The organism is Cupriavidus sp. FW216-B1 (assembly GCF_058789195.1).
This window is the reverse complement of record NZ_JBYTEL010000018.1, coordinates 88,387-100,771: the sequence shown is the minus strand read 5'-3', so window position 1 is coordinate 100,771 and position 12,385 is coordinate 88,387. Positions and strand designations below refer to the sequence as shown.

13 protein-coding genes are annotated in these 12,385 nt (G+C 71.1%); 4 read left to right on the top strand and 9 right to left on the bottom strand.

Translation table 11 applies throughout. The features are described from left to right. Positions 1-270: 270 nt before the first annotated feature. Positions 271-2,238, top strand: coding sequence for a methyl-accepting chemotaxis protein (locus AC3WXD_RS27205; protein WP_492325027.1), 1,968 nt, complete (start codon positions 271-273; stop codon positions 2,236-2,238). Here the strand turns inward: AC3WXD_RS27205 and AC3WXD_RS27200 are convergent. The 4 genes from AC3WXD_RS27200 to AC3WXD_RS27185 all read right to left on the bottom strand — a co-directional run bounded on the left by AC3WXD_RS27200 (position 2,225) and on the right by AC3WXD_RS27185 (position 4,562). Beyond that, entirely contained in the window at positions 2,225-2,761 is a 537-nt protein-coding gene (locus tag AC3WXD_RS27200; protein WP_029043856.1) for an Sbal_3080 family lipoprotein, read from the bottom strand. The two genes, AC3WXD_RS27205 and AC3WXD_RS27200, sit on opposite strands and share 14 nt — an antisense overlap. Positions 2,762-3,066: 305 nt before the next feature. After that, positions 3,067-3,267 carry a hypothetical protein gene (locus AC3WXD_RS27195; RefSeq protein WP_020204212.1) on the bottom strand — a complete coding sequence of 67 codons (201 nt, stop codon included), beginning with the start codon at positions 3,265-3,267 and terminating at the stop codon, positions 3,067-3,069. A 52-nt stretch (positions 3,268-3,319) separates the two neighbouring features. Then, complete coding sequence (locus tag AC3WXD_RS27190; protein ID WP_020204211.1) at positions 3,320-3,907, bottom strand: OB-fold putative lipoprotein; 588 nt, start codon at positions 3,905-3,907, stop codon at positions 3,320-3,322. Positions 3,908-4,142: 235 nt separating this feature from the next. After that, entirely contained in the window at positions 4,143-4,562 is a 420-nt protein-coding gene (locus tag AC3WXD_RS27185; RefSeq protein ID WP_020204210.1) for a hypothetical protein, read from the bottom strand. Between the two features lie 121 nt (positions 4,563-4,683). Here AC3WXD_RS27185 and AC3WXD_RS27180 point away from each other — a divergent pair, with 121 nt between their 5' ends. Then, positions 4,684-5,361, top strand: a complete 678-nt coding sequence (locus tag AC3WXD_RS27180; protein ID WP_492325026.1) for a methyltransferase family protein — start codon at positions 4,684-4,686, stop codon at positions 5,359-5,361. A gap of 34 nt (positions 5,362-5,395) precedes the next feature. Here the strand turns inward: AC3WXD_RS27180 and AC3WXD_RS27175 are convergent, their stop codons facing one another. The 4 genes from AC3WXD_RS27175 to AC3WXD_RS27160 form a co-directional block, all read right to left on the bottom strand. Continuing rightward, complete coding sequence (locus AC3WXD_RS27175) at positions 5,396-5,848, bottom strand: PA2169 family four-helix-bundle protein (RefSeq protein WP_059410980.1); 453 nt, start codon at positions 5,846-5,848, stop codon at positions 5,396-5,398. Positions 5,849-6,058: 210 nt separating this feature from the next. After that, complete coding sequence (locus AC3WXD_RS27170) at positions 6,059-6,814, bottom strand: hypothetical protein (protein ID WP_155888153.1); 756 nt, start codon at positions 6,812-6,814, stop codon at positions 6,059-6,061. Positions 6,815-7,198: 384 nt separating this feature from the next. Next, positions 7,199-8,647, bottom strand: a complete 1,449-nt coding sequence (gene mnmE, locus AC3WXD_RS27165; RefSeq protein ID WP_492325025.1) for a tRNA uridine-5-carboxymethylaminomethyl(34) synthesis GTPase MnmE — start codon at positions 8,645-8,647, stop codon at positions 7,199-7,201. 17 nt (positions 8,648-8,664) lie between these two features. Continuing rightward, complete coding sequence (locus tag AC3WXD_RS27160) at positions 8,665-9,525, bottom strand: CHAD domain-containing protein (RefSeq protein ID WP_492325024.1); 861 nt, start codon at positions 9,523-9,525, stop codon at positions 8,665-8,667. A gap of 226 nt (positions 9,526-9,751) precedes the next feature. On the opposite strand from AC3WXD_RS27160, the gene AC3WXD_RS27155 reads away from it, so the two are divergent. Together AC3WXD_RS27155 and AC3WXD_RS27150 are read left to right on the top strand one after the other, a co-directional pair. After that, a complete protein-coding gene (locus AC3WXD_RS27155; protein ID WP_059410982.1) occupies positions 9,752-10,189 on the top strand; it encodes a PaaI family thioesterase in 438 nt (145 codons plus the stop codon). A 31-nt stretch (positions 10,190-10,220) separates the two neighbouring features. Further along, on the top strand, positions 10,221-10,607 hold the full coding sequence (locus AC3WXD_RS27150) for a VOC family protein (protein WP_492325023.1): 387 nt from the start codon (positions 10,221-10,223) through the stop codon (positions 10,605-10,607). A gap of 106 nt (positions 10,608-10,713) precedes the next feature. Here AC3WXD_RS27150 and yidC read toward each other — a convergent pair whose 3' ends face one another. Beyond that, complete coding sequence (yidC, locus tag AC3WXD_RS27145; RefSeq protein WP_059410983.1) at positions 10,714-12,378, bottom strand: membrane protein insertase YidC; 1,665 nt, start codon at positions 12,376-12,378, stop codon at positions 10,714-10,716. Positions 12,379-12,385: the final 7 nt, after the last annotated feature.

The window sequence follows — 12,385 nt, the reverse complement described above, 5'->3', positions numbered from 1 at the left end:
GAAGCGCCGGCTGCACCGCGCGCAAGCTAGAGCCGCGCTTCTAGGCGATTTCGCCGCGCGGCGGTCAAGGCCGCGGCGCGCCCGCCGTAAACCTCCGCAATGGCGACGCGCCGCAGAGCGCGCGCCGCCCGTGCGCCAGGTGGCGCATGGCACTCATTGACGGAGCTGCTCTTGCGTTCAACTGTCACTGTCCATGCCGCCGCGCCGTCCCCGCGACCTGCCGCGCCGTCCCCCGCCTCGTCTTCCGGCAGGCCACCGTCCGCGCGCCCGTTGCGCGCGCGGCTGCACCCCGGCGCCTGGAGCATCGGCACGCGCATCGCCGCGGTGGTGCTGCTGGTGCAACTGGCGGTGTTCGGCGCCTATGCGCTGGCCCTGTCGGCCAGCAGCATGAACCTGCTCGAGGCGCAGGCGCGCAACGCCATCGTGGCCGAGGCCGACACCCTGCGCGAACTGGTGGGCCAGCTCGACGACACCATGCTGCAGGAGTCCGACCGCTTCATGCTCAGCTTCGCCGCGCAGGTGCCCGGCCCGTACACGCTGGACGCGGCCGATACCGTGGAGGTGGCCGGCCAGGCCACGCCGCGCTTCAGGAGCGGCGAGGTCACGCTCAACGGCAACTTCGCCATTCCCGACAGCTTCCAGGCCACCACCGGCGGCGCCGCCGCCACGGTGTTCGCGCGCAGCGGCGAGGACTTCGTGCGCATCACCACGTCGCTCAAGAAGCAGGGCGGCGAGCGCGCCGTGGGCACCGTGCTCGACCGCACCCATCCGGCCTACGCCGCGCTGATGTCGGGCCGCGCCTACCGCGCGCTGGCGTGGCTGTTCGGCAAGCCGTACATGAGCAAGTACGAGCCCGTGCGCGACGCCACCGGCCGCGTGGTGGGCGCGCTGTTCGTCGGCGTCAACGTCAATGCCGAGCTGGCCATGCTGAAGAACCGCATCCGCCGCAAGCAGGTCGGCGGCGACGGCGAGTTCATGGTGATCGACGCGAGCCCCGGCCCCGACCAGGGCCGCCTGATGGTCGGCCGCGGCGCCGCCGAGGGCAGCGTGATCCTGAACGCCACCGACGCCGGCGGCAAGCCCTGGGTGCGCGACATGATCGCCGGCAGGCAAGGCGTGATGACGCACACCGCGGCGCTGGGCAACACGCCCGCGGCCGAGCGCGTGACGGCCTTCACCACCTACCCGGACTGGCAGTGGATCATCGCCGGCTCGGTGCCGGTGCAGACGCTGCGCGCCGGGCTGGTGGCGAGCCGCGACCGCTTCCTGCTGGCCGGCGTGGCGCTGGCGCTGGTGGTGTCGGCGGGCTTCTGGTGGCTGCTGCGGCGCATGGTCAGCGTGCCGCTCGGCACCGCCGCCCAGGCCGCGGCGCGCATCGCCGGGGGCGACCTCGGCACGCGCATGGCGAGCCGGCGCCAGGACGAGATGGGCCGGCTGCTGCGCGCCATCGACGGCGTGGGCCAGGGTTTGTCGGACATCGTCGGCACCGTGCGCGCGAGCGCGGCGGCCATCGCCGGCAGCACCAGCCAGATCGCCAGCGGCAACGCCGACCTGTCGGCGCGCACCGCCGCGCAGGCGACCAGCCTGGAGCGCACCGTGTCGAGCATCGACGAGCTTTCCGCCACCGTGAAGCAGAACGCGGACAGCGCGCACGACGCCAACGAGGCCGTGCGCAGCGCCGCCGAGGCCGCGCGCACCGGCGGCGCCACGGTGGCGCGCGTGGTCGGCACGATGGCCGGCATCCACGGCAACGCGCAGAAGGTGGTGGACATCATCGGCATGATCGACGGCATCGCCTTCCAGACCAACATCCTCGCGCTCAACGCGGCGGTGGAAGCCGCCCGCGCGGGCGAGCACGGGCGCGGCTTCGCGGTGGTGGCGGGCGAGGTGCGCGGGCTGGCGCAGCGCAGCGCCGGCGCCGCCGGCGAGATCAAGACGCTGATCCAGCGCACCGTGGCCGACGTGCGCGCCGGCAACGAGGCGGTGCAGCAGGCCGGCGCCGCCATCGAGGACATCGTGCGCCGCGTGGAAGGCATCGCCGCGCTGATGGGCGACATCACCGTGGCCTCGCGCGAGCAGGCGCAGGGCATCGCGCTGGTCAACGGCGCCGTGAACGAGATGGACAACGCCACCCAGCAGAACGCCGCGCTGGTCGAGCAGGCCGCGGCGGCCGCGCAGAGCCTGCACCAGCAGGCGCAGGAGCTGCGTCAGGCGGTGGAGGTATTCAGGCTGGCGTAGCGGACGCGGCCGGCGCGGAAGGGGCTGCCGGGGCCGACGGCGCGGTGCCGGCGGCGGCCGGCCGGGGCCGCATGCCGGGCAGCAGTTGCTCCACCACGTCCTCGATCTTCTGCCCGGGCGGGATCAGGTCGCTCAGGTTGATGCCGCCGGCGCTGCGCAGCGCGTCGTATTTCGCCTGGCCAGCGCGCTCGCCGTTGATGTAGACCACCATGTCCAGCGAGCTGAGGAAATCGCGCCAGTACGACTGCCGCTGCGCGTAGTAGGTGGCGGTATAGGGACAGGCCGCCACCGACGAGCCCGGCGCGAGCTGCTTGAACTCGAAGCCGCGCGCCTCGAGCGACTCGCGCAGCGCGCCCAGGTAGGCGTTGCCGCTGGACTGGTTGGTGATCACGCAGAACAGCGTGCCGTCGGCCGGCTGCATGGAGGCGATACGGTCGCCGCGGTCGACCGGCACGACCGCCTGGTAGGTGGCGCAGCCGGTGGCCAGCAGGCCTAGGCTGGCGGCAAGCAATGCTATTTTCATGATGTTCCTGGGCGCATGGCGGGTGGGCGCGTGCTCCCGGCACGCGCGCCCGCCAACTTTAGGCGTGTTGCCGCGCGGTCAATCGGTGGAACAGAGCGGGAAAAACGGTCCGCCAGCCCGGAAAAACGCCAGCCGGAGACGGCTGGCGGACGGCGGGAGCTACCGTTGGCGACCCGAAGCGGCCGCGCTGGTCCGCCCGCGGGACGCGCCCCGCAAGTCTCGTGTCCGGCATTTCCGGGCCGGCGCGGGTGGCGCGGGCATCGCAAAGCCGCGGGAGCGGCCTGCCGAAGCGCCGCGCGTGCCGCTCAGCCGGCGGCCGGCGGCGTGGCCATGCTGCCGACCGCCACCAGGCAGATCGCGGCCAGGAACACGCCGACCAGCAGGATCTGCAGGCGGCCGACCGGGCGGCCCTTGAGAAAGGCGTTGCTGATGAACGGCGGCGAGACCAGGCCGACCGCGGTCACGATCAGGATGGTCAGGGCGAGGACGGAGAGCAGGGTTTGCATGCGGAAGCCGGGAAACGGGCGTGGAATCGATGGAAAAAGGCGCCGGCGCCGCTCAGTTGGCGCCGCCGCGGACCAGGCAGCCTTCCAGCAGCGGCGAGCCGTCCACCTGGCCCGCGCCGGTGCATTCCACCGCCACCTTCTGGCCGCGCCGGACCATCGTGGCGCGCGCCTCCACTTCGCAGGTGCGCCCGGCCGGGCCGCAGATCTGCTGGGGCAGCAGCCTGGCGCGCACCGCCACGGCCGGGTTGTTCGAGCGGATGTCGAGGAACACGTTGTCGCCGCTCTCGCGCCGCACGCCGGCGGCCACGCCCTCCACGATGAAATACTGGCCGCGATAGCGGTCGTTCGCGGCGCCGGGGTTGTCCTGGTAGTCGTCCACCAGCGTATCCGCCTGGTATTGCGGCAGCACGTCGGTGGAGCGCGCCGGGTCGATGCTGATCGGGTCGAGCGTGCCGTTGCGCGGCACGCCGCGCGCGCCGCTGGCCGCCTCGGTGGCGGCCGCGGCTGCGGAGGCATCGGCGGCGGCATCCGCCGCGGCCGGCTCGAGCTGCTGCTGCTCATGGTTGCCGGTCAGCCACAGCATGGCCAGCACGGCCACGGCGACGACGCCGATCAGGGTCTTCTGGGTACGGTTCAACATCCGGGGTTTCCTGCGGTAAAGAGGGGGCGGGCAAGAAGGTCGGGCGGGACGGGCGCGGCCGGCACGGGCGGGCAACGCCGCCGGCATGGCGGGGATGGCGGCTTTCGCGGCGGGTTGCCCACAACCTTGCCCACAGCTTTGCCCACAGGGTTATTCGGGCTTCTCCACAGACTTGTCCACAGGCATGGCGCGCGCCTCACAGGTCATGCAGGCCATGCGGGCCACGCCAACGGCCTCAGTGCAGCCGGTGCAGCCCCGGTTCGCCGTCGTCCTCCTCTTCCTCCTCGGCTTCCCAGTCCTCGTGCTCGATGCCGAAGTCCAGCGCCATGTCGAACACCGTGGAGTGGTGCTGCACCGTGAACCACTCGCGGAACTGCTCGAGCGTCAGGGCCGCCGGCCAGGCCGACTCCTCGAACCACTCTCCCAGCATGAACTCGAAGAAGGCGCGCCAGCGCTCCTCCACCCATTGCACGGCCTGGGCGGCGTTGGAGACCTCGTCCGGCACCAGGAAGGTACTCTGGTCCTCGCGCACGTTCTCGAGCGTGAGCGACGGTACGGGGTCGGTGTCCACGGCCATGATCCAGTCGAAGAACGGCTGCTGGGGCACCAGGATGACGAGCGAGCGATTGAGGGTATAACGCGGATAATCGGACATGGCAGTGGCTCGTTCGCTGAAACGGCCCATTGTAGCCCCTGCCGCGTTCCCCATCGCACTTCACTGCGCCGCCGTTCCCGGCGGCATGCCGGCGCGGGACGCCGCAAGGAGGGCATCCGCCATGAAGTTCAGGCTTGCGTTCGCGCTGGCGGCCGAGGCGCTGGTCTTCGCCGCCCTGCTGTTCGGCGCGGCGGGCACGCTGGCGTGGCCCGCGGGCTGGGCGTACCTGGCGCTGTTCTTCGGCGGCGCCGCGGTGGTGACGTGGCGCATGGCCCGCTACGATCCCGCGCTGCTGGCCGAGCGCCTGAAGCCGCCGGTGCAGCGCGGGCAGCCGCTGTGGGACCGCGTCTTCATGGTGGCCGTGGGCGTGGCGTGGTGCGCGTGGCTGGCGCTGATGGGGCTGGACGCGGGACGCTACCGCTGGTCGGTCATGCCGGCGTGGCTGCAAGGCGCGGGCGCGGTGCTGCTGGTGCTGTCCTATGCCGCCATCGACCGGGTCTGCCGCGAGAACACCTTCCTCGCCCCGGTGGTGCGGATCCAGTCCGAGCGCGGGCATCGCGTGGTGTCCAGCGGCCCCTACGCGCTGGTGCGCCATCCGCTCTACGCGGCCGTGCTGGTCTTCCTGCCGGCCAATGCGCTGCTGCTGGGGTCGTGGTGGGGCGTGGCGGGGTCGCTGCTGCTCGCCGCCGGCATCGTGTTCCGCACGGCGATGGAAGACCGCGAGCTGCTGCGCGGGCTGGACGGCTACGCCGCCTACGCGGCCCGCGTGCGGTACCGGCTGGTGCCGCGCGTGTGGTGAGGCGCGGCGGCGCTGCCGTCCGCGCCACCGTCCGCTAGTGGACCTGCATGCCGCGCATGGCGTGGATGCGCTGGTGATGCCACTGCATGCCCTCGTACTGGCGCTGCACCACCGCGCGCACCTCGGCCGGCATGTCCCCGGTCAGGGCCGCCTGGTATTCCCGCCTGGCCGCTTCCTCGTCGCGCTCGCACAGTTGCAGCACGGCGTCGTCGTTGTGCGGCGCGATCACGTGCAGCACCTCCATCCAGCCGCGGTGCAGCGCGCCGCCCATGCTGCCGCGGTCGCGCGGCTGGGCGCCGAGCGAAGTCACCAGCGCCTGCAGCTCCATCACCGAGGCGCGGCAGGTTTCCGCGGTGCCGGTCAGGATGGCGCGTATCTCGGGGCTCTGCACTTCGCGGGCGCCGGTCGTGCAGCTCAGTTCGCCGTCCTTGCCGACCTCGATCAGGTGGTTCAGGGTACCGACGAGATGTCCTTGCGCATTGGTCATGACGTTCTCCTAGCCTGGGTCCGGGCCGATGTGGATCCGCGCGTACACCAGCGCCGGCCCGTGACGCTACGCGCGGAAGGCTGTTCCAGCGGTTCCAGTATAGGAGCGCCCGCGGCGGGCATCGGCGGCGGTGCCGCCATGTACCGCAAGGAGTACGCGAGCGGGAGCACGCGCGATCGTCCCGGCGCGAGCGCGCCGGCCGGCCGCCGGTCAGTCGCGCGAGCGGACCGGCTGGATCGCGTCGAGCAGCCGGTCCCGCAGCGCCCGCCAGGCGCGCGGCACGTGGTTCAGCCCCGCGGTGAGGCCGGGATCGTAATAGTGGAAGATCAGCGAGCGGCGCTCGCCCGCTTCGACGTGCAGGTTCGCATGCAGCGTGATGAAGCCGTTGAACACGTAGACGTTGCCCGGCACGCACGCGACGCGCTCGCAGCGGCCGTGCGCGAGATGGTGGAAGGTCAGCGCCCGGCGCACGACGAACGGCAGCGAGCGCATCAGGATCAGCCGCACCTTGGTGATGACGTTCTTCCACGCCGCCACGGCTTCGCGCGGATGCCGGTAGAGGATCAGGTCGCCGTTCTCGCGCGACGGCGCCGCCTGCTGCAGCGGAATCAGCAGCGTCAGGATATGGGAATCGTAGTGTCGCAGATGGCTCTGCCCGCGCAGGCCGCCGTTGATACAGCGCAGCACGTACAGCGGCTGGGCGCGCTCGATGGCCCAGCCCGCCTGCCGCGCGCCTTGCCGCGAACGCGCGCAGGCCTGCCGCTCGGCCAGCCGGAACGGATCGTGCCGCCGCAGCAGCTCGGCAAACTGCGCCGCCGTGTCCGTGGCGCGACGGCCATCTGCCGGCCGCCACGCCTGCCTGCAGGCGTCGACGGTCGCATTCATCTCCGCCAGCAACTGCCGGGGAACGACACCTTCGAATACTTGTAGCCGGGGCGGCTGCGCTTCGATGTCGTGGTCACGCATAGCGTGTAGCTCCGCTGGTGCACAGGCCAGGAGCGAGGCGGAGCCGGCCGAGTACGGCAAGCCGCGCTTGGCCGCTGCCGCCGCCGGCGCGTCTTGCCCCTGGCGGGCTGCCTCGCATCCCGTGCTACGAATCTATGGCTTGGGGCCGACATCGAACGGACAAAGTTGCTTGCGGAGCCGCCAAAACCGCACAGGCGGGGTGTCACATCGACAACGCAGCGGGATGGAGCGCTGTCCTTGCGCGGCGTGCACGGACAGCGTCAATGAAGAGCGACAACCTGCGGTGATTCTGGATGAGTCATCGTTGATACATGGCGCGGCGGACGCGGACGCCGGTGAAACATTTACGCGACTCTTGGCTGTATCAGGAGACCTCAGCCTGCCTCACTTCCCGATGCAGAACCGCGTAAAAATAGTCCCCAGCAAATCGTCGCTGGTGAACTCGCCTGTGATGCTGTTGAGATGATCCTGCGCCAGGCGCAGTTCCTCGGCGAACAGGTCGAGCGCCTGCGCTTGCTGCTCGGCGCGCTCGGCGGCGAGGTCGAGGTGGGATTGCGCGTTGCGCAGCGCGGTGAGATGCCGCTCGCGCGCGAGGAAGGTGCCTTCGTTGCCGGATTGCCAGCCCACCAGGCGCAGCAACTGGCCGCGCAGCAGGTCGATGCCGGAGCCGGTGCGCGCGGAGATCCAGACCTCGGCCGGATTGGGGCCGTTGGCGGCGACCACGTGGGGGCGGTTGGCGCCGAAGTGCCGGGCGCCCACGGCGGGGGCAAGGTCGATCTTGTTGACCACGCGCAGGATCGGCGAGCCGGGCGGCAGGTGGCCGGAGAGGCGGTCGTCGATGGCGTCGTCGGTCTCGGACAGGCCGTGCTCGACGTAGTCGGCGGCGTCCACGAGGTGCAGCACGAGGTCGGCGCGGCGCACGGCTTCCCAGGTGCGCTCGATGCCGATGCGCTCGACTTCGTCGGCGGCGTCGTCGCGCAGGCCGGCGGTGTCGACGATATGCAGCGGGATGCCTTCGATCTGGATGGTTTCGCGCACGCGGTCGCGCGTGGTGCCGGGAATCGGCGTGACGATGGCCAGCTCGGCGCCGGCCAGCGCGTTGAGCAGCGACGACTTGCCGACGTTGGGCTGTCCCGCCAGCACCACCGACAGGCCTTCGCGCAGCAGCGAGCCCTGCTTGGCCTGCGCGAGCACGCCGCACAGCGCTGCGCGGATGACGGCGAGCTGGCCGCGCGCGTTGGAGGCTTCGAGGAAGTCGATTTCTTCCTCGGGGAAGTCGAGCGTGGCTTCCACCAGCATGCGCAGGTGGATGACCTGCTCGACCAGCGCGTGGATGGCCTGCGAGAACTCGCCTTCCATCGAGCGCGCGGCCGAGCGCGCGGCGGCTTCGGTGCTGGCTTCGATCAGGTCGGCCACGGCTTCGGCCTGGGCCAGGTCGAGCTTGTCGTTGAGGAAGGCGCGGCGCGTGAACTCGCCGGGCTCGGCCAGGCGCAGGCCGGTCTCGCGGCCCGCTTCGAGGCAGCGCGCCAGCAGCATCTGCATCACCACCGGGCCGCCGTGGCCCTGCAGTTCGAGCACTTCCTCGCCGGTGTAGGAATTCGGCGCGGGGAAATAGAGCGCGAGGCCGTGGTCGATGGCCTTGCCGCGCGCGTCGAGGAACGGCAGATAGGTGGCATGGCGCGGCTTGAGCGCCTGGCCGCAGACGGCGCGCGCGATGGCGCCGACATCGGGGCCGGACACGCGCACCACGCCGATGCCGCCGCGCCCGGGCGCGGTGGCGATGGCGGCGATGGGCGTGGCGGCGGCGTGGGAGCGGGGCTGGGATGCGGTCATGGCGATATTGTCGCAGATCAGTCCCGCGCGGACGGTGGGGGTGGCGGGGATGGCGGAGGTGGCAGCGATGGTGGCGATGGCGCCTGCGCGCCCGGCGCGGGCGTGTTCATGCACTCGGCCATCAGGCGGCGCGCCACGGCGTTGTCGACGGTCTTGCCGAGCTGGCCCTGGCGCCTGACCAGCTTGTCGTGCAGGCGCTGGCCGAAGCGCTTCGGCAGCACCGGCGCCAGCGCCTCGATGGCATAGCGCAGGCGCTTGCTGCCGATGCGGTAGCGGTGCACGCGCGCCAGGTCCGCGCCGCGCGCGGCGCGCGCCAGCGCCTTCACCCGTTCGCGCGCGCGCCGGATGCGGCGGCGCGCGAAGGTGTCCAGGCGCGCCCGCGCGCCGGCGCGCGGGCCGTGCACGGTGCCGCTGCCGAGGTGGGCGAGGTCGCGGTGCAGCGCCGGCAGCGGCCAGTGCTGGTACTGCGCCAGCTGCGCCATCATGGTGGCGCGCGCGAGGTGGCGCCGCATCGTGGCGACGTCGCTCAGCGCGGCCAGCACGGGATCGCCGGGCTGCCGGTCGAGCGCGGGCCGCAGCGTCTCGCCGATGAACACGTCCCAGTCGCGCACGTCGCCGGCGGCCCGCGCGAGCTGGCGCAGGCTGTCGCGCCAGCGCGCGCGCATGGCCTTGGGCAGGGCCGGCCCGAAGGCCCAGCAGACCGCGCGCAGGTGCCGCACCGCGACCCGCAGCGCGTGGACGTCGTCGGGATGGTCGCGCCGGTTCAGCGCGTCGAGCTGGTCGGCGATGGCGGCGAGGCCGTCATCGGCCAGCACCACGAAAGCGTCGATGGCACGCATGCCGGCGTGCAGGCGGCTGGTGGGATTGGCGGCGGGCATGGTGGTCGGCGGTGGCTTCCGGGCCGGTGTCCAGGCGGGACGGGTATAAGCCAGTGTAGGCGATTGTGGCGGGTGCGCCGCACCTTCCGGATGGGGATGCCTATGCGGCCAGTCAAAGAGTGAGCGAGGGGCCACGCATTGACAGCGCGCCGGCTTCGCGCTGCAATGGGCGCACCGGGCCGTCCGCCTGTCGGGAGCCCGGCCACCAGAGCGCGAGGAGGCGGCCATGTCCACCGAACAGGAACGGCGTTTGCTGCGGGATACCATCGAGGCCGGTTTCCGTGACGCCGCCTTCGTCACGGACGTGGGCATCCGCCTGGTGGACTGCGGGCCCGGCTGGTGCGAGAGCGAGCTGCTGGTCACGCCGCGGCACCTGCAGCACGGCGGCGTGGTGCATGCCGGCGTGCAGGCTACCATCGCCGACCACACCGCCGGCGCGGCGGCCGCCACCATGCTCGACGCCGGGCGCCACGTAGTCACCGCCGAATTCAAGATCAACCTGCTCAGGGCCGCGCGCAGCGACCGCCTGACCTGCCGCGCCGACGTGCTCAAGTCCGGCCGCGCCATCATCGTGGTGGAGGCCGACGTCTTCGCCAGCGTGCACGGCGAGGCGGTGCTGGTGAGCCGCTTCAACGCCACCATGAGCGTGCTCGACCTGGCCTGAACGGCCATTTTCTTCAAGGAGAAACCGAAAGATGATCGATCACACCGGCGTGGGCGTCAGCGATTTCGCCAGGAGCCGCGCGTTCTACACCGCCGCGCTCGGCGCCATCGGCATGGTCAAGGTGATGGAGCTGCCGGCCAGCGTGACCGGGCATACCGACGTGGCTGGCTTCGGGCCGCCGGGCAAGCCCGAATTCTGGATCAACGGCGGCGCGCCCAACCAGCCGCCGCTGCATGTGGCCTTCCGCGCGCGGACCCGCGCGCAGGTGGACGCCTACTACCAGGCCGCACTCGCCGCCGGCGGGCGCGACAACGGCGCGCCGGGCCTGCGTCCGCACTACCACCCGAACTACTACGGCGCCTTCGTGCTCGACCCGGACGGGCACAACATCGAGGCGGTCTGCCACGAGGCGGAATGACGCCCGGTACGCGGCCGGGAACCCAATAAAAAGCCCGGCGCATGCGCCGGGCTTTTTATCGTGGCCAGCGGGTTCGTCACCCGCCGGCCCGAGCCGTCTCTTCGCCTCAGGCCTTGGCGGCCGCGGCCGCCTTGCCCTTGCCGAGCATCCGGTTGATCTGCCATTGCTGGGCGATCGACAGGACGTTGTTCGTCACCCAGTACATCACCAGGCCGGCCGGGAAGAAGAAGAACATGAACGAGAACACCAGCGGCATGATCATCATGACCTTGGCCTGCACCGGGTCCGGCGGGGTCGGGTTCAGCTTGGTCTGCACGAACATCGACACGGCCATCAGCACCGGCAGGATGTAGAACGGATCCGGCACCGACAGGTCGTGGATCCAGCCCAGCCACGGCGCGCCGCGCATTTCCACCGACGACAGCAGCACCCAGTACAGCGCGATGAACACCGGGATCTGGATCACGATGGGCAGGCAGCCGCCGAGCGGGTTGACCTTCTCGGTGCGGTACAGCGCCATCATCTCCTGGTTCATCTTCTGCGGATCGCCCTTGTAGCGCTCGCGCATCGCGGTCATGCGCGGCTGCAGGTCCTTCATCTTGCCCATGGACTTGTAGCTCGCCGCCGACAGCGGGAAGAACACCAGCTTGATCAGCACCGTCAGCGCGATGATCGACCAGCCCCAGTTGCCCAGGATGCCGTGGATCTTCTCCAGCAGCCAGAAGATCGGCTTGGCCAGGATGGTCAGCCAGCCGTAGTCCTTCACCAACTCCAGGCCCGGGGTGATCTTCTCGAGCATGCGCTCTTCCTGCGGGCCGGCGAACAGGCGCGCATCGGTGGTCACGGTGGCACCCGGGGCGACCTGGCCCAGCGGCTGCTGCACGCCCACGCGGAACAGGTTGTTGTCGATCTTCTCGACGTAGAAGCTGTGCTCCTTGCCGGCCTGCGGGATCCAGGCCGAGGCGAAGTAATGCTGCACCATCGCCACCCAGCCGCTGCTGGTGGCCGCCGGCACGCTGGCCTTGCCCTTGCCGATGTCGTCGAAGGTGATCTTGTGGTACTTGTCGGCGTCGGTGTAGATGGCCGGGCCGGTGAAGGTGCTGTAGAACTGCGACTGCTCGACCTTGCTGCCGTCGCGCGTCAGTTCCAGGTACAGCGTCGGCGAGACCGGCTTGCCGCTGTCGTTGGTCACGGCGAAGCGCGTGTCCACCACATAGCTGCCCTTGTGGAAGATGTACGTCTTGGCCAGCTTCACGCCGTCCTTCTCGCCGGTCAGCGTCACTTCCACCTTGTCCGTGCCGGCCAGGTCGCGCGGACCGGCCGAGGCGGCGAACACCGTGGTGTGGTTGGGCATGTCGCCGCCGGTCAGGCCGGAGCGGGCCAGGTAGGTGCGGGTCGCGTCGCGCTCGAACAGCACCACGGGCTGGCCGTCCTTCTCATGCTGGTTCAGCAGCTCCAGGCGCGAGAGGATGCCGCCGGCGGTGTCGATGGTGGCACGCATCACGTCGGTGCTCACCACGATCTTCTCGCCGGCCGGCTGCACGGCGGCTGCCGGCGCGGCGGCCGGTGCCGCGGCGGTGGCGCCGGCGGCCGCGTTGGCCTTGGGCACGTCGCCTTGCGCGGCCGAGGCGCCGCCGGCCGCCGGGGCGGCCTGCTGGTTCGCGCTCGGGAAGAACATCGACTGATGACCGTTGGCGCGCTGCCAGTTGTCGTAGAGCAGCACGAGGGCCATCGAGAAGATGACCCAGAGTATGGTGCGTTTGATATCCATGTCTCGC

Excerpts from the sequence above, each read along its gene's own strand:
- AC3WXD_RS27200 (WP_029043856.1), bottom strand. The coding sequence starts at position 2,761 with ATGAAAATAGCATTGCTTGCCGCCAGCCTAGGCCTGCTGGCCACCGGC.
- AC3WXD_RS27195 (WP_020204212.1), bottom strand. The coding sequence starts at position 3,267 with ATGCAAACCCTGCTCTCCGTCCTCGCCCTGACCATCCTGATCGTGACC.
- AC3WXD_RS27190 (WP_020204211.1), bottom strand. The coding sequence starts at position 3,907 with ATGTTGAACCGTACCCAGAAGACCCTGATCGGCGTCGTCGCCGTGGCC.
- AC3WXD_RS27185 (WP_020204210.1), bottom strand. The coding sequence starts at position 4,562 with ATGTCCGATTATCCGCGTTATACCCTCAATCGCTCGCTCGTCATCCTG.
- AC3WXD_RS27180 (WP_492325026.1), top strand. The coding sequence starts at position 4,684 with ATGAAGTTCAGGCTTGCGTTCGCGCTGGCGGCCGAGGCGCTGGTCTTC.
- AC3WXD_RS27175 (WP_059410980.1), bottom strand. The coding sequence starts at position 5,848 with ATGACCAATGCGCAAGGACATCTCGTCGGTACCCTGAACCACCTGATC.
- AC3WXD_RS27170 (WP_155888153.1), bottom strand. The coding sequence starts at position 6,814 with ATGCGTGACCACGACATCGAAGCGCAGCCGCCCCGGCTACAAGTATTC.
- mnmE (WP_492325025.1), bottom strand. The coding sequence starts at position 8,647 with ATGACCGCATCCCAGCCCCGCTCCCACGCCGCCGCCACGCCCATCGCC.
- AC3WXD_RS27160 (WP_492325024.1), bottom strand. The coding sequence starts at position 9,525 with ATGCCCGCCGCCAATCCCACCAGCCGCCTGCACGCCGGCATGCGTGCC.
- AC3WXD_RS27155 (WP_059410982.1), top strand. The coding sequence starts at position 9,752 with ATGTCCACCGAACAGGAACGGCGTTTGCTGCGGGATACCATCGAGGCC.
- AC3WXD_RS27150 (WP_492325023.1), top strand. The coding sequence starts at position 10,221 with ATGATCGATCACACCGGCGTGGGCGTCAGCGATTTCGCCAGGAGCCGC.
- yidC (WP_059410983.1), bottom strand. The coding sequence starts at position 12,378 with ATGGATATCAAACGCACCATACTCTGGGTCATCTTCTCGATGGCCCTC.